General features: G+C 44.9%; 17 protein-coding genes. 14 read left to right on the top strand and 3 right to left on the bottom strand.

Going from position 1 to position 14,407, the window contains the following annotated elements:
* Positions 1 to 11 precede the first annotated feature (11 nt).
* The 5 genes from HQM15_06360 to HQM15_06340 all read left to right on the top strand — a co-directional run bounded on the left by HQM15_06360 (position 12) and on the right by HQM15_06340 (position 4,160).
* Positions 12 to 251, top strand: coding sequence for a type II toxin-antitoxin system prevent-host-death family antitoxin (locus tag HQM15_06360; GenBank protein MBF0492388.1), 240 nt, complete (start codon positions 12 to 14; stop codon positions 249 to 251).
* A 211-nt stretch (positions 252 to 462) separates the two neighbouring features.
* Positions 463 to 1,053, top strand: a complete 591-nt coding sequence (locus tag HQM15_06355; protein MBF0492387.1) for a hypothetical protein — start codon at positions 463 to 465, stop codon at positions 1,051 to 1,053.
* A gap of 393 nt (positions 1,054 to 1,446) precedes the next feature.
* A complete protein-coding gene (locus HQM15_06350) occupies positions 1,447 to 3,048 on the top strand; it encodes a 1-acyl-sn-glycerol-3-phosphate acyltransferase (protein ID MBF0492386.1) in 1,602 nt (533 codons plus the stop codon).
* Positions 3,048 to 3,884 carry a patatin family protein gene (locus HQM15_06345; protein ID MBF0492385.1) on the top strand — a complete coding sequence of 279 codons (837 nt, stop codon included), beginning with the start codon at positions 3,048 to 3,050 and terminating at the stop codon, positions 3,882 to 3,884. The genes HQM15_06350 and HQM15_06345 overlap by 1 nt, the downstream gene beginning before the upstream one ends.
* A gap of 9 nt (positions 3,885 to 3,893) precedes the next feature.
* On the top strand, positions 3,894 to 4,160 hold the full coding sequence (locus tag HQM15_06340) for a zinc ribbon domain-containing protein (protein ID MBF0492384.1): 267 nt from the start codon (positions 3,894 to 3,896) through the stop codon (positions 4,158 to 4,160).
* Here the strand turns inward: HQM15_06340 and HQM15_06335 are convergent.
* Complete coding sequence (locus tag HQM15_06335; GenBank protein MBF0492383.1) at positions 4,157 to 5,563, bottom strand: sigma-54-dependent Fis family transcriptional regulator; 1,407 nt, start codon at positions 5,561 to 5,563, stop codon at positions 4,157 to 4,159. The genes HQM15_06340 and HQM15_06335 overlap by 4 nt on opposite strands.
* Before the next feature lie 91 nt (positions 5,564 to 5,654).
* Between HQM15_06335 and proB the strand changes: the two genes are divergently transcribed.
* The 9 genes from proB to HQM15_06290 all read left to right on the top strand — a co-directional run bounded on the left by proB (position 5,655) and on the right by HQM15_06290 (position 13,248).
* Positions 5,655 to 6,470, top strand: a complete 816-nt coding sequence (gene proB / locus HQM15_06330; GenBank protein ID MBF0492382.1) for a glutamate 5-kinase — start codon at positions 5,655 to 5,657, stop codon at positions 6,468 to 6,470.
* Complete coding sequence (locus HQM15_06325) at positions 6,467 to 7,717, top strand: glutamate-5-semialdehyde dehydrogenase (GenBank protein MBF0492381.1); 1,251 nt, start codon at positions 6,467 to 6,469, stop codon at positions 7,715 to 7,717. Before proB ends, HQM15_06325 begins: the two co-directional genes overlap by 4 nt.
* An 80-nt stretch (positions 7,718 to 7,797) precedes the next feature.
* The gene (locus HQM15_06320) at positions 7,798 to 8,040 is read left to right on the top strand and encodes a type II toxin-antitoxin system HicB family antitoxin (protein ID MBF0492380.1); all 243 of its coding nucleotides are present in this window, start codon (positions 7,798 to 7,800) and stop codon (positions 8,038 to 8,040) included.
* A complete protein-coding gene (locus tag HQM15_06315) occupies positions 8,040 to 8,273 on the top strand; it encodes a type II toxin-antitoxin system HicA family toxin (protein ID MBF0492379.1) in 234 nt (77 codons plus the stop codon). The genes HQM15_06320 and HQM15_06315 overlap by 1 nt, the downstream gene beginning before the upstream one ends.
* Positions 8,263 to 8,691, top strand: a complete 429-nt coding sequence (rsfS, locus tag HQM15_06310; GenBank protein ID MBF0492378.1) for a ribosome silencing factor — start codon at positions 8,263 to 8,265, stop codon at positions 8,689 to 8,691. Before HQM15_06315 ends, rsfS begins: the two co-directional genes overlap by 11 nt.
* A 5-nt stretch (positions 8,692 to 8,696) precedes the next feature.
* A complete protein-coding gene (locus HQM15_06305) occupies positions 8,697 to 9,170 on the top strand; it encodes a 23S rRNA (pseudouridine(1915)-N(3))-methyltransferase RlmH (protein MBF0492377.1) in 474 nt (157 codons plus the stop codon).
* On the top strand, positions 9,163 to 10,704 hold the full coding sequence (locus HQM15_06300) for a 2,3-bisphosphoglycerate-independent phosphoglycerate mutase (protein ID MBF0492376.1): 1,542 nt from the start codon (positions 9,163 to 9,165) through the stop codon (positions 10,702 to 10,704). Before HQM15_06305 ends, HQM15_06300 begins: the two co-directional genes overlap by 8 nt.
* 41 nt (positions 10,705 to 10,745) lie before the next feature.
* On the top strand, positions 10,746 to 11,993 hold the full coding sequence (locus HQM15_06295; GenBank protein MBF0492375.1) for an acyl-CoA/acyl-ACP dehydrogenase: 1,248 nt from the start codon (positions 10,746 to 10,748) through the stop codon (positions 11,991 to 11,993).
* Between the two features lie 82 nt (positions 11,994 to 12,075).
* Positions 12,076 to 13,248 carry an AAA family ATPase gene (locus HQM15_06290; protein ID MBF0492374.1) on the top strand — a complete coding sequence of 391 codons (1,173 nt, stop codon included), beginning with the start codon at positions 12,076 to 12,078 and terminating at the stop codon, positions 13,246 to 13,248.
* A gap of 217 nt (positions 13,249 to 13,465) precedes the next feature.
* Here HQM15_06290 and HQM15_06285 read toward each other — a convergent pair whose 3' ends face one another.
* Both HQM15_06285 and HQM15_06280 read right to left on the bottom strand, forming a co-directional pair.
* Positions 13,466 to 13,672 carry a hypothetical protein gene (locus tag HQM15_06285; GenBank protein ID MBF0492373.1) on the bottom strand — a complete coding sequence of 69 codons (207 nt, stop codon included), beginning with the start codon at positions 13,670 to 13,672 and terminating at the stop codon, positions 13,466 to 13,468.
* A gap of 116 nt (positions 13,673 to 13,788) precedes the next feature.
* Positions 13,789 to 14,406, bottom strand: a complete 618-nt coding sequence (locus HQM15_06280; GenBank protein ID MBF0492372.1) for a hypothetical protein — start codon at positions 14,404 to 14,406, stop codon at positions 13,789 to 13,791.
* Position 14,407 lies beyond the last annotated feature (1 nt).

The following is a 14,407-nucleotide window of genomic DNA, read 5'->3' as shown; positions in this document are numbered from 1 at the left end:
GGGGATTTGCCATGAAATCAGTCGGCTCTTACGAGGCAAAAACTCATCTACCAGCGCTATTAGAGAAAGTCTCTCTGGGAGAGCGTATCACTATAACCAGACATGGGATGCCCATTGCTTATCTTATTCCAGCCAAAAAATTCCCCGCCACTCCAGTAAAAGAAATCATTCAAGAACTAAAAAAATTTAACCAGGATAAAAAGCTGGGTCGTCTCAAAATTTCATCATTGAAAGCAGAAGGAAGAAGATGAAATCGTTTATTTTAGATGCTTCTGTAACCATGGCTTCAACTCGCGAGAAAAAATTCACTTTCCGCCTATGATGCAGTTTATCTGGCACTTGCACTGTCAAACAATCTCCCCATCGCTAGCAAAGATGGGGCGCTTTTAAAGGCATGCAAACAAAATGGGGTAAAGATTTTGAAGTTTTGAGGATTTGGGATTGATCACGATGAGATTTTTTATGAAAAAATTCTTTTTTATTTTTCTTACTTTGTTTTTGAGTTCTCTTCTTTATGCAAATCAGAAGGAGGAATTCCCCTCTGTAAATGATATCTATTCTTTGCTACTGACAAATAGTGAGAGTAAAAAAATTCAAATAGTCAGCCCTAAAACAGAATTTAACGAAATCTCATTTCAAAAAAATAAAAAGGAAATTCAAGAGTCCAAGAAAAGACTAAAAAAGGATCTAAAAGTATCAGGCTACAACACTAAATCTTTAATCGATAAGATTTTTGAAATTAACCAAGAATCTGTTCCCCTCACTTTAACTTCAGATATCCAAAAGGGTTATATTGTAAACTATGAAGATCGATATAGTAAATATTTTAAAAAAAATGGTTTTGGAGGTTGGCCTAATTTTCGAAAAGAAAATCCTGAAATGGGTTGCTTCATTTCATTTTCTTTACCCGCCATCGATGAAAAGAAAGGCTATATATTAATTTATCAAAGCTTTACATGCGATGCTATCTGGGGAAGTGGAAACTTTTTTCTATATCGGTATCTAGATGGGCAATTAAAATTAATTAAACATTCTATGGCGTGGATTTCTTAAGACTTGAGTTCCGCAGATTTTAAGAATCATTTTTTGCTCATTCTTGGCAAGTACCCATCTATAAAGCATTTCCCCTCTCCCCTTGAGGGAGAGGGTCAGGGTGAGGGGTATTTCTAGTGCACTCAGGATCACCCTCTCTCTGACTCTCTCCCCTCAAGGGAGAGAGGACTTTTCAGAGTGGCTTCTTACTAAAATCTGCGGAACTCAAGTTAAGATTTACTCAATCTGTTTTTTAAAACCTTTGAAACGCCGTGGAATCAGCAATCGGTGACGGAGGAAAAATAAAAATTCAAGAACTAAAAAAAATTATCCAGGATAAAAAGCTGGGTCGTCTCAAGAGGGAGTAATTCTCCATTTGACAGCGCCAGAACAGCCCTTTAGTGCTCTGCGGTCATGTTTTTAAGCCTGATTTACTTGCCACTTTTATTAAAGATCTTCTCTTTTCTCTTTCCACAAAAGGACCGCTCATCCTATCTGAGCAAACTGGGACATTGGGAATATTTTTTCTCTCCCTGGCGAGATACACTGCTTGCTAGCGGTCTTTTCATTTTTTCATTGTTCGATTTTTATCATGCACATCCTGTCAGGGCTTTTTGCTTCTTCGCCTTGGCTATTCTTTCTGTCCTCAATCGTTTGCATCGCTATTCTTTTCGCAAGGCTTTTTGCGAATGGGTTTATAAAATCGATAATCTTGAACCGGGTGAGTTTTTTGAGACTTACTACCGAGGGCTGGGATCTTTCAGGCGCCCCTTCCCTCAAGAGGCCAGGCGGGTGAGTTTTGAGAAAATTGATTATCGCCAGGGGAAGGCAACTCGGCAAATATTTAGCCCTCTTATTTTATCTGCCATCGATACGGCGACGCTCGCCAAATTGGCTATTTTTGCCATGCAAAATTTTGAAGGGCAAAAAGGGATAGACATGTTTGATGCCTTCGCCCGCATCTGGGGAGCGCGTATTGTTCAGCGGGCGCAGATTTCACTAGAGTGTGTCCCCTCTCCCTTGAGGGGAGAGGGTAAGGGTGAGGGTGAAAAATTAGACGGAAAACTCCTGCTCGTCTTCAACCACAAAAGTTATCTCGATTTTGCCCTCAACTTTTTTGCCTTGGGGGCACTTCAAAACAAGGGGAGGCATCTGCGTCCCCGCTTTATTGCCGCCAAAGATCATTTTATTGATAATCCGCTTTTTTATTCCTGGTTGGGTGTCGGCCAGTGTATTCAAAAGGCCGGCATGATTTTTATCAATCGTCAAGAAGGCAAAGGCTGGCTGGCTATGCAGGAAGCGGCGCAAAAGCTGACGGATACGGATGTGGAGGTCGCCGTATATCCGCAGGGCACGCGAGCTTGGGGCCTGCTTGATTCGGAAAACAACAGAATTGACGCAGGTTATTACACCACATTTTCCAAAAAAAAATTAACAGACCCTCGTGGCCATCTCAAATTAGGCACCGCCCAACTCGTGCTGGATGCCGCCCTGAAGCTGAGAGAAAAAAACGAAAGCCTGCAGGTTTTATTTATCGGTATTGATGGCAGTGCCACCGTGGGACCCAAGGGTTCTTTTAAAATTCAAACCGAAAGTGAAGTGTTTTACCGCTTGGGAAAACTTTGGAAAGTGGAATTGCCCGATGTCGAGCTTGAAAATCCCCAAGGGCAAGAATGCAGCAAGGAAGCCCATCATAATTATTTGGCCACGCTGGAAGCCATTCAGGGGCAGATAGACCGTGAATTGGAAAAGACCACCCGCCGACATAAATTGTTAATTGAGCGGTTTGTGATCGATTGCCCCGAAAATGGAGATCAACTGGAGCAATATTTGGAACGCGAAGACGCAATTGAAAATAATCTTCCCTTTATCCTCCTCGATCGTCTATATGCTTTACCCCACAGCCTTTGGAGGGGATATCAGGAAGCCTTGGTGCAATTGATACTCCATCCTGCGGCGCCTGAAGAATGGGAAAAATTATTACTGGATGTATCGTTGAAATTGTTGAGAAAATAATGCCAATACCAAAAAAAGCACTCGTCATAGAAGGCGGAGGAATGCGATCGGCCTATGCCTCTGGTGCCCTCGTGGCCTTGCACGACCTCGGACTGCGTGACTTTGACGTGATTGCGGGTACCAGCGCAGGAGCCGCCTGCGCCATAAATTTTGTAGGGGGGCATCCCATCCGTAATTTCAAAATTCTGCATGAATATTTGGCAGGGCCCCGCTTTATTCGCTATCGAAACCTGTTCAGCAAAAAAAATATTGTGGATGTCGACTATTTACTCGATGAGGTTCTCAAAAAGGAAATTCCCCTGCCCCTGGAGGAATTTTTAAAAGGCGAGGCTCGCGTTTATATCAACACCACCGATTGCAGCAGTGGTCAGGCCGTTTATTTCGAGGCCCGCGAGCCCGGACTAGTCGAGCATCTCCGCGCTTCTTGCGCTATGCCCTATCTTTATCGCCGAAAGGTTATTTTAAATGGACGACGTCATGTCGACGGAGGTGTTTCGGCGTCCATTCCCATCGAAAAAGCGCTGCAAGAAAAATGTGACGAAATCATAGTGATAGGTACCCGGCCCAAAGGCTATCGCAAAAAGCCCAATCCCGTGGGTTTTCTGAATTACCTTTTCTTTCCTCGCTATCCAAATCTGGCCAAGGCCTTGAACCAACGCTGGAAAATTTATAACGACACGCTCGATTGGCTGGAAAATCCCCCTGCAAATGTAAAAGTAATTCTGATTCGACCGGAAGGAAAATTATCCGTGGGGCGCACCACCCGAGACCCAAAAAAAATCAAAGCCGCTTATGAAATGGGCTATCGGGATGCCCAAAAGGCTTTAAAAAAATAGGAACTCCCTATGCCCATATACGAATATCACTGTCTCAATTGCAGCAAAGACCACGAAATTATCCAAAAGGCCTCCGACAAGCCTTTGCGCAAATGTCCTTCGTGCAGCGGAAAGATGCAGAAAAAGATGTCCCTCTCCAGTTTTCAGCTGAAAGGCGGCGGCTGGTATGCCTCGGGCTATAGCAAAGAGGCTGAGAAAAAAGTTGAAAAAAAGGTGGAGAAAGCTGCAGTGCCAGTCGCACCTGCTAGTCCAAAATCCCCTGAGAATAAGGCCTAGTTTTTTTCCAGGGCGATATTTAGTCCCTCTTCTTCTTGAGGAAGCTGAATTTGATATTCGGCCAGCTTGTTGTAAAGTGTTTTACGGTCAATCTTAAGGATTTTTGCCGCCAGGCTCCGGTTGTTCTTAGCCGCTTCCAGAACCTTTAGGATGTGATTTTTTTCCATGTCTTGAAGGCTCAGCAGACCGCCCGAACCGGAAGAACTGTGGGGGTTTTTACTTCCATTTTGTTTGGAAAGGTTTAGATCCTTTAAACTAATCCATTCTCCTTCCGCTAGGGCAACCGCACGTTCCATCCTATTTTCCAACTCGCGAACATTTCCGGGCCAGTCGTAGCTGATCAGTTCTTGTAAGGCCCCTTCTTGAATTCCTTTAAAGGCCTTTTGAAATCGGGCTGAAATTTTTTCCAGAAAATATTCGGTCAAAAGGGGAATATCTTCCCGTCGATCTTTTAAGGCCGGCAAGTCAAGGTGCACGACATTGAGACGATAATAAAGGTCTTCCCTAAACTTTTTTTCTTCCACCCTCTGTTTGAGATCCTGGTTGGTGGCAGCTAAAAAACGTAGATTGAGGTTTTGCATCTGGGTGGATCCCAAGGCACGAAATTCTTTTTGTTGCACGGCTCGCAGGAGTTTAGGTTGTAAAGTCAAAGGAAGGTCAGCCACTTCATCCATAAAAAAAGTCCCCCCGTTGGCTTCGGCCAGCAAACCCAGTTTGTCGGCCTTGGCATCAGTGAAGGCCCCTTTTTTGTAACCGAACAATTCTCCTTCGAGCAAATTCTCTGGAATCGCCGAACAATTCAGGGTGATAAAAGGTCCGCTGCTTCTTACTGAACTCTCATGGATAGCGCGAGCGACCATTTCTTTTCCGGTGCCGCTGGGGCCTGTGATGATGACATTCACATCGCTGCTTTTGAGGCGTTCAATTAGCGAAAACACCTCCTGCATCTTGGGGCTTTGAGAAATAATGTGATGATACGACGATTGGTTTACCAGATTTTGTTTCAGCTGATACACCTGGGTGCGCAACGAATAGGTCTCGATGGCCCGGGAAACGGTGAGAAAAATCTTTTCAGAATGGAAAGGTTTTTCGATATAATCAAAGGCTCCTTTGCGAATGGCTTCGATGGCGGTATCCACGCTCCCGTAAGCGGTCATCACCATCACTGGAACCCAGGGGCTTTCCTGATGCAACTCTTTCAGCAAATCAAAACCGCTTTCATTCTTAAGACGCAAATCGCTGATGACGAGTTGAAAGACATGCTTTTTAAAAAGCGCCTTGGCTTCCTCGATAGAGTGGACACCATAAGCCTTATACTTTGGATTTTCCTCCAGCAGATCGCTGAGCAGCGAAAGCACTTCGGGATTGTCGTCGACAAGGAGGATTTTGATTTTGTTGGTCATGGGCCTGTTGAGTTAGCAAAGAATATTTGAAAATTCTACTACTACTTGCTTGACTCTAAGGCAGGTCCATATACGTATTCAAAACCCTAACATGAACTCCAGACACTTCATCCAAAAAACAAAGCTCTGGGTCATCAAAATTGGCAGCTCTATTTTGACCGATAGTCAGGGAACGCCCGATGTAAAAATCTTTTCCCGACTTGCCCAAGAAATGGCTCAGCTTCGGGCCAGCGGAAAGCAAGTGATCCTCGTTTCCTCGGGTGCAATCGCCTGTGGCATGCACAAGATAGGGCTTCAGACAAAACCCACGCAAATTGCAAAAAAACAGGCCATCGCTGCGGCTGGGCAGATTAGTCTGATGAATTTTTATGAAAGGGCTTTTTCAAAACATGCCCTAAACATCGCTCAAATTTTGCTCACGCGAGAAGACCTTAGTTCCCCTGAACGCCACTTGAACACCCGTCATGCGATTCACGAATTGTTAAAGATGAATTGCATCCCTATCATCAACGAAAACGATACGGTGGCCGTCGAAGAAATCAAGGTGGGGGATAATGATAATCTTTCGGCCTGGGTGAGTGAAGTGGCTCAAGCTTCCTTGCTGGTAATTTTAACTGATCAAGAAGGTCTTTATACGGCAGATCCCCGAAGGAATCCTCAGGCAGAAAAACTGAGCCTCGTTGAAAAAATATCTGCCAAGATCAAAAAATTGGCCCAAGATACCCAAGGCCGAGGAACCACAGGCGGCATGATTACCAAGCTACAGGCAGCTGAGCGAGCCCTCTCCTTTGGAATTTCGACGGTGATAGCCTCCGGAAGAAGGGCGGGCGTTCTTGTTTCTTTGGCCCAAGGAAATGAAGAAGGAACTTTATTTTTAGCCCAAAATAGCAGGGGGAGAGAGAAATGAAATTGTCTGTTTTAAAAATTGCGCAAAATGCCCAAATTGCTTCTTTTTATGCCTCGCGTTTGACGACGCTTCAAAAGAACAAGGCCTTGTCACACATCGCCCAAGCACTGCGGGCTCAATCTTCACGCATTATTGAAGCCAATGAAAAAGATTTAACAGCCGGTCGTGAAAAAGGCTTATCTGCTGCGATGCTTGAGCGTCTCACTCTCAACGAAAGACGGGTCGAAGAAATGGCCAAGGCGGTGGAAGAAGTCGTCGAGCTTGCGGATCCTGTCGGGCAAGTGGTCAAGGAATGGACTCGCCCTAATCATTTACAAATTCAAAAAGTACGCATTCCTTTAGGCGTGATTGGAATCATCTATGAATCTCGCCCCAACGTGACGGTAGATGCAGCCGTGCTCTGTTTAAAATCGAGCAACGCCGTGGTGCTGCGGGGGGGCTCGGAAGCCATTCATTCGAACCTCGTTCTAGGTGAAATTTTACGCGAGGTGCTCAAAGAGGAAGGCATTCATCAAGATCTCATCCAGGTGGTTCCTGTGACTGATCGTGAGGCCATGAAAGAGTTATTGCTTCAGGATCAATATATTGATCTCATCATCCCTCGGGGGGGTGAGTCGTTGATGCAGTTTATTCGGGAACATTCGAGAATTCCTGTGGTGAAACACGATAAGGGTGTGTGTCATGTTTTTGTGGATGAAAGTGCCAATCTCGAATGGGCTGAAAAAATCTGTATCAATTCCAAAGTTCAACGCCCTTCGGTTTGCAATGCCCTCGAGACCTTGCTGGTGCATGAAAAAGTGGCGGCAAAGTTTCTTCCCCCAATGGTTCAAACTTACCAGAACCTGGGGGTGGAAGTGAGGGGCTGTGAAAAGACCAAGGCCATTTGTCCCTCTGTGAAGGCCGCCACTAAAGAAGATTGGTCCACAGAGTATCTCGATTTGATCATTGCCATCAAGGTAGTGAAAAATCTGGAGGAGGCGATGGGGCACATTCAAAAATATGGTTCTTTGCATACCGAATCGATTGTCACTGAAAACAAAGAAAATGCCGAACGCTTTTTACGCGAGATGAATTCTTCGGTGGTCTTGGTGAATGCCTCCACTCGTTTTAACGATGGGGGTCAGCTGGGCTTAGGCGCCGAAATCGGAATTTCGACCACCAAACTGCATGCCTTTGGTCCCATGGGTTTGGAAGAACTGACCGCTCAAAAGTATGTAGTGCGGGGCGAAGGGCAGATTCGGGAATAATTCTTCTTTCTTAAAAAAAAAATAAATGCCAAAATCGAGAAAGTTGTACTTTATTATTTCTTGTAAAGAGGGAGATTTTTATGATTCTTGAATATGTCGATTTAGCTCTTAAAAAGGCAAAATATGAAATTCTTGAGGATGATAAAAGTTATTATGCTGAGGTCCCTGGTTTTCGTGGGGTGAGTGCAAATGCAAAAGATTTAGAAACTTGTCGCACCGAACTTCGAGAAGTTTTAGAGGAATGGATTTTAATCCGACTGAGAAAAAATTTATTGTTGCCTGTCTTAAAAGGGATTAATTTGAATTTCAAAAAAGTAGCTTAATGCCTTCTTTAAACCCCATTTCTCATCGAAATTTTCTTAAAGTGCTGCGGAAATTTGGATTTAGTGGCCCTTATTCCGGAGGAAAGCATTTGTTTATGCAGAAAGCAGATCTTACTTTGACAGTTCCTAATCCACATAAAAGCGATATTGGTGTTGAGTTACTCAAAAGAATTTTAAAACAAGCAGGAATTTCTAACAAACAGTGGATTAAGGTAAATCAAAATGAAAAATAATCCCCTAGAACTCGCAAAAAAAATCACCTCACTGGCCAGTGAAATCAAGGCGATTGATCCTGTTATCTTAGACCTGGAAGGCATCTCCAGTTTTACGGATTTTTTTGTGGTGTGTTCGGCCACTTCAGACCGCCAGACCCGGGCCATTTGCGACAAGGTGGAAATGGATCTTAAAAAAGAAGCAATTCGCCCCAATTCGGTGGAAGGCTATGATCAGGGGGCTTGGATCATCGTCGATTATTTCGATGTCGTGTTGCACATCTTTACTGAAGAAGTTCGAAAACAGTACGACCTGGAAGGCTTTTGGCAGAAGGCCAAACGCGTGAAGACCAGTCAAAAAAAGAGTAGACCTAAGGCGTCCATCAAAAAGATATCCGCAAAAGCCAAAAAAGTTTCTCCTGCGAAAAAGAAGAAGTAAGGTTTATGAAAATAAGAATCGTTGCCGTTGGCAAACTCAAAGAACCTGCCCTGTTTGATTTACTCCAAAATTATCTGCGAAGAATTCAACCCCTGTGTCCGTTGAGGTTGGAGGAAGTAAAAGACTTTCCCATTCGTAAAGGGACGTCTACTTCTGTAGCGCTTAATCTGGAGGCCGAATTCATTAAAGAGCGGCTGTCGGACGATTCTTTTTACATTGTGCTAGACGTCAAGGGGAAACAAAAAAGCAGCGAGGACCTTTCTGCCTTGCTGCAGCGCTTGGAAAATGAAAACCGCAAAGAGGTTGTTTTTATTTTAGGTGGACCTTTTGGAGTGTCCGAAGAGCTGCTTCGTGGGGCCCGGGAACGCCTGTCGCTCTCCAAAATGACCTTTCCCCATGAATTAGCACGCGTGATCCTGGTCGAACAGCTTTATCGAGCTTATACGATTTTGAAGAAGGTTCCTTATCATCATGCCTAATATGAAACCCACCGTACTGATTATCCTCGATGGTTTTGGCGAACGAGCCGAAATCAAAGACAACGCGGTTAAACAAGCCGACACTCCTCATTTGAATTCCTTCTTAAAAAATTATCCTCACACCCTGATTGAGGCTTCCGGCAAGGCCGTAGGCTTACCCGCTGGCCTGATGGGAAATTCTGAGGTAGGTCATCTCACCCTTGGTGCAGGACGCATTGTTTTGCTGGGACTCACTCGAATTTATGCGGCGATCGAAGAGGGCTCTTTCTTTAAAAATTCTGTTTTGGTGTCCGCTATGGATGCTGCACTACAAAACAACTCTGCCCTGCATTTGCTGGGCTTGGTGTCTGATGGAGCGGTGCACTCGCATCAGGATCACCTTTATGCACTCCTGAAAATGGCGAAGCAGAAGGGCCTCGAGAAAGTTTACATCCATGCCTTTACCGATGGACGCGATACTGCTCCAAAAATGGCAGATGTTTATTTGATGCAACTTCAAGATCAGATCCGTCAAATTGGAGTCGGACAAATTGCCACTGTGAGCGGTCGGTTTTATGCTATGGATCGCGATAAACGCTGGGAGAGAATTCAGCTGGCTTATGAAGCAATAGTCGAAGGCAAGGGACGTCTGTGTTCAACCCTGGAAGAGGCTGTTCAGACGGCATTTCAACATAATGAAACGGATGAATTTATTTTACCGACAGTGCTTGCGCTTTGCGGGAGGATTCAATCGAAGGACTCCGTCCTCTTCTTCAACTTTCGTGCTGACCGTGCCCGAGAAATGACGCAGGCCTTGACGCAACAAAATTTTGAAGGCTTTGAACGAAAAACATTTCCCAGCCTTTCTTATTTTGGATGTTTTTCGGAATACGATGCCGGTTTCAATCTGCCAGTGGCTTTTCCAAAAATAGATATTCGCGAAACCTTCCCAGAAATCCTCAGCCAAAAGGGCTTAAGACAATTGCGGATTGCGGAAACCGAAAAGTATGCCCATGTCACCTTCTTTTTTAGCGGGGGTGTAGAACAGCCCTATCCGGGGGAAGACCGGATTTTAGTGCCTTCCCCCAAAGAAGTGCCCACTTATGACCTGAAGCCGGAAATGAGTGCGAAGGGCATTACTGAAAAATTACTGAAAGCCCTGGATGAGCAAAAATATGATTTTGTGATCTGCAATTTTGCCAACCCCGACATGGTGGGACACACGGGAAATCTGCCCGCGGCCATCCGTGCGGTGGAAGTGGTGGATGAATGTCTGGGGCAACTGGTTGAGAAAGTCTTGTCTCAGCAAGGGAGCGTGGTGATTACAGCCGATCATGGCAATTGTGAAAAAATGAAGGATGAAAGGGGAAATCCCCATACCGCGCATACTATCGATTTGGTCCCTTTTATTTTGATTAGCGAAAATTACCGCGGAAAATCTTCCGAGATTTTACGCCAGGGCGGGGGCCTACCGGATATTGCGCCTACTTTATTAAAGCTTATGCATATTCCTCAGCCGGCAAGGATGATGGGCAAGTCGCTTGTTCTAACTTGAAGATAAAGTTTCCAACAATTTTCGCAAACGAGGTATTTTTTATGTTCGATCACTTACTCTCTGAACAACAACTCAAATTCCGCGACGAAATTCGAGATTTCGTCAAATCCATTCCGAGTCAGATGATTCTGGATATGGATGCCAACAAGATTACTTTTCCAAAGGAATTTCTTCAGGAGGCAGGGCGAAGAAATCTGCTGGGTTGCCGCTATTCCAAGAAGTGGGGGGGACGAGAGATGAATTGGGTGACCGCCAGCATGGCCATGGAAGAGATCGGAACGCTGGGTTATATCTTCGCCTGTACCTTTGGGGTGGGAGCCGAACTGGTGTGTGATGCCCTTATGATCCATGGAAGCGACGAGCAAAAAGAGAAATACGTGTTCCCTCTCCTTCAAGGGAAAGTGTTTGCGGCCGAATGTCTGACAGAACCTCGTGGAGGTTCTGATTTTTTTGGGACTTCGACGAAGGCCGAAGACAAAGGCGATTATTTCCTTCTGAATGGTCAGAAGCGCTTTATTGTCGGTGGAGAAGGGGCAGATTTTTTTCTGGTCTATGCACGAACAGACGCCCAGGCAGAATCTCACAAAGGCATTTCAGCCCTGATCGTGGAACGTGGCCCCGGTGTTGAAACGCCGTATCACTATGGCTTGATGGGCTGCCGCGGTGGCGGAACCAGCCGTGTCGTCTTCAGGGATGTGAAGGTTCCCAAAAAGAATATTGTTGGTCGAATGAACGGTGGCTTTGAGGTCTTCAAAACAATGATGATTCCCGAACGTCTCGGAACAGCCGCCATGACGATTGGTGCGGCGCGTCCGGCCCTGGAAATAGCCACAGATTACAGCAGCCGCCGCAAGGCCTTTGGACGGCCAGTGGCCCAATTCCAGGGAGTGAGCTTTCAGATCGCTGAGGCAGTGACTTTGCTCGATACCTCACGCTCGATGGTGTATGTGACTTCTGAGGCCGTGGACAAAGGGGTGGAGGAAAAAAAGCTTCGGCGCATGGTCTCGGAGACCAAGAGGTTTGTGACTGAGTCTTGCCAGCAGGTCGCTCATAACGCCATGCAGGTAATAGGAGGAATCGGCTACACCGATGTCTTTCCCGTCGAACGCATCCACAGAGATCTGCGCCTTGCCTCCATTTGGACAGGAACCAACGAAATCATGAATGTGATCATCGCAGAGGAATGGTACAAGGAACGACAAAAAATGAGAGAGGCCCGCAAAACCCGTGACTCCGAGAGCGATGCCGCGTCTGCAGATCAGGTGGAAGAAAAGAATTATGGGGAGTAAATTCAGGGTAGAACAGATCGATTTATACAAAAGTTATCTTTAAACTTGATAACTTTATTATACTTCACTAACTTCGTTATATATGAACCCGATTCAAAATCCATTTAGCCCAGGAGCCGGAACCCCTCCTCCTGCCTTAGTTGGCCGTCAGCCTATTATTACCCAAGCAAAAGTAACCTTGGCACGCATCAAAAATGGACGCTCAGAGAAGAGTTTCTTACTTGTAGGGCTTCGTGGAGTGGGAAAAACGGTCCTTCTTAGAACTATTTATGAAGAAGCCCTTCAACTCGGCTATCAAGCAGCATTTATTGAAGCACCCGAAAATAAAAGCCTTTCCGAATTAATTATTCCCGCCTTACGAGAAATATTATTCAAACTGGATCGAATGGAGAACCTAAACCAAAAGGTAAAACGTGCCTTGAGAATCTTTCGGAGTTTTATCGGCTCTATTAAATTGGGGAATGAAAATTTCAATGTAAGTTTGGATGTGGAGCCTGAAACCGGAACTGCAGATAGTGGAAACCTTGAATCCGACCTAAGCGCCTTATTTATAGCGCTGGGAGAAGCTGCAGCAGCGCGACAAACTGGAATTGCCTTAATTATTGATGAAATCCAATACATCAGTGAAAAAGAATTTGGCGCCTTGATTATGGCCATTCATGCTGTAGGTCAAAAGCAACTTCCGGTAGTACTAATTGGGGCCGGTCTTCCCCAAGTGGTGGGCTTGGCTGGAAAAGCAAAATCTTATGCAGAGCGGTTGTTTAATTATCCCGATATTGGTCCTCTGGAGGATAAGGATGCTGCCGAGGCCCTCAATGTTCCGGTTCAACAACAGGGAGTAAAATTTCATCCCGATGCCATTCAAAGTATTTTGAAAACCACAAAAGGCTATCCGTATTTTATCCAAGAATGGGGCTACGAAACCTGGAACTTTGCCAAACAATCCCCTATCCTTTTAGAAGATGTTGAAAAGGCCATGCCTCAAATCATCAAAAAGTTGGATGAAAACTTCTTCCGTGTTCGCTTCGATCGATTGACACGAGGTGAAAAAAACTATCTTCGAGCCATGGCCGAATTGGGGGAAGGCCCTTATCGTTCAGGGGATATTGCAAAAGTCTTAGGAATCAAAGTTCAATCCGGGGCCCCTGTCCGAAACTCCCTCATTAAAAAAGGAATGATTTACAGCCAAACCCATGGCGATACCGAGTTTACCGTTCCACTTTTTGGAGATTTTATAAAACGCGTAATTCCTTAAATTTAATCAAAAACTGTATTAATATTTATGCCAAAAAAGTCAAATTTCATCAAATTTATCCCTTTATTTTTATCAAAATAAAAATTAGGCTGCTAAAATAAAAAGAGATTTTTTTCTGCCGCCAGCAATGAAGTGGAAGCAGGTACTCAAGAAGGCTTCAAAAGCACACAATTTTTAGACTCCCATCCTGCTTCACCCTTTTGCGAAAATTTATTTTTTAAATAATTAAATCCGCCGTATTTCTAATCGTGTTTGTCAAAGTCACAATCCCCACACTTCTAGCCCCAGCTTCAAAAAAAAGGTTCCTCGCCCAAATGTAAGTCACCCAATCGGTTCCATTGTCATCCACCAATAAAACATCTCGATCTTTTATTTTTTCACGACTATCAGGATGTAATTTTAATGCAGCTTGGACCATTCTCATTTTGAGGACTGCTCTTTTTCCCTCTACTCCTTGACCATAATTTCTGGGACGTGGAAGCCATAAAGTAAACCCGTCCTAAATAAGGACGAGCTCCTTGTCGAACCCGCCGTGCCCAATTAAGGCAACGGGCTCTTGGAGATAGGTTGATCGATCAGAGTGCATAAGCGAAGACTCCCTGTTTGAGATTGAATAAATCGAGGTCTTCGCAATACTCCTGCCCCCATTCCCATCCCTACTCCAACTAATATGTAAGGTGCTTGCCTTGCTCCTTCCGCAATCACGTGTCCTGCTTGTCGCAAATCTTGTCTTTCAATTTGTCTTAAATCCGCACGAGAGCGTAAACGCTCTGCATAAGCACTGTGGCTGTTGGAAAAAGGAAGGGCAAATAAAGTATGACCCAACCTAAACCCTGTATCCATGGCAATGCTTTTTATAATGGATTTTGCCGAGAGATTGGAAAGAGCCTCTTCGTGCGTCCATCCTAAAGCAGAGCCCAAACATGCTTCTAAAAAAGAACTAAAACTCATGGTGAGACCCCCACCAATTCGACCTGCTATAAATTGAGTTGCTCGTGAACGTATGCTCAAACTACTTTCTACTCTTGCGCCCAAGACCTCCCCTACAGCAACATTGAAGGTCCCGAGTAAATCCTGATGATCTAATCGAACAAGATGCCGCCACTGAACAGATCCACCTCGTAACAAGGCAGTCAAAATTTCATTACTTCGACTCATG

The organism is Deltaproteobacteria bacterium (genome assembly GCA_015233135.1).
In the GTDB taxonomy this organism is placed as follows: Bacteria; UBA10199; UBA10199; order JADFYH01; family JADFYH01; genus JADFYH01.
The sequence above is the reverse complement of the archived record's forward strand: the minus strand, read 5'-3'. Positions and strand labels throughout refer to the sequence as shown.

Coding starts and splice junctions, on each gene's coding strand:
- HQM15_06360 (MBF0492388.1), top strand. CDS start 12: ATGAAATCAGTCGGCTCTTACGAGGCAAAAACTCATCTACCAGCGCTA.
- HQM15_06355 (MBF0492387.1), top strand. CDS start 463: ATGAAAAAATTCTTTTTTATTTTTCTTACTTTGTTTTTGAGTTCTCTT.
- HQM15_06350 (MBF0492386.1), top strand. CDS start 1,447: ATGTTTTTAAGCCTGATTTACTTGCCACTTTTATTAAAGATCTTCTCT.
- HQM15_06345 (MBF0492385.1), top strand. CDS start 3,048: ATGCCAATACCAAAAAAAGCACTCGTCATAGAAGGCGGAGGAATGCGA.
- HQM15_06340 (MBF0492384.1), top strand. CDS start 3,894: ATGCCCATATACGAATATCACTGTCTCAATTGCAGCAAAGACCACGAA.
- HQM15_06335 (MBF0492383.1), bottom strand. CDS start 5,563: ATGACCAACAAAATCAAAATCCTCCTTGTCGACGACAATCCCGAAGTG.
- proB (MBF0492382.1), top strand. CDS start 5,655: ATGAACTCCAGACACTTCATCCAAAAAACAAAGCTCTGGGTCATCAAA.
- HQM15_06325 (MBF0492381.1), top strand. CDS start 6,467: ATGAAATTGTCTGTTTTAAAAATTGCGCAAAATGCCCAAATTGCTTCT.
- HQM15_06320 (MBF0492380.1), top strand. CDS start 7,798: ATGATTCTTGAATATGTCGATTTAGCTCTTAAAAAGGCAAAATATGAA.
- HQM15_06315 (MBF0492379.1), top strand. CDS start 8,040: ATGCCTTCTTTAAACCCCATTTCTCATCGAAATTTTCTTAAAGTGCTG.
- rsfS (MBF0492378.1), top strand. CDS start 8,263: ATGAAAAATAATCCCCTAGAACTCGCAAAAAAAATCACCTCACTGGCC.
- HQM15_06305 (MBF0492377.1), top strand. CDS start 8,697: ATGAAAATAAGAATCGTTGCCGTTGGCAAACTCAAAGAACCTGCCCTG.
- HQM15_06300 (MBF0492376.1), top strand. CDS start 9,163: ATGCCTAATATGAAACCCACCGTACTGATTATCCTCGATGGTTTTGGC.
- HQM15_06295 (MBF0492375.1), top strand. CDS start 10,746: ATGTTCGATCACTTACTCTCTGAACAACAACTCAAATTCCGCGACGAA.
- HQM15_06290 (MBF0492374.1), top strand. CDS start 12,076: ATGAACCCGATTCAAAATCCATTTAGCCCAGGAGCCGGAACCCCTCCT.
- HQM15_06285 (MBF0492373.1), bottom strand. CDS start 13,672: ATGAGAATGGTCCAAGCTGCATTAAAATTACATCCTGATAGTCGTGAA.
- HQM15_06280 (MBF0492372.1), bottom strand. CDS start 14,406: ATGAGTCGAAGTAATGAAATTTTGACTGCCTTGTTACGAGGTGGATCT.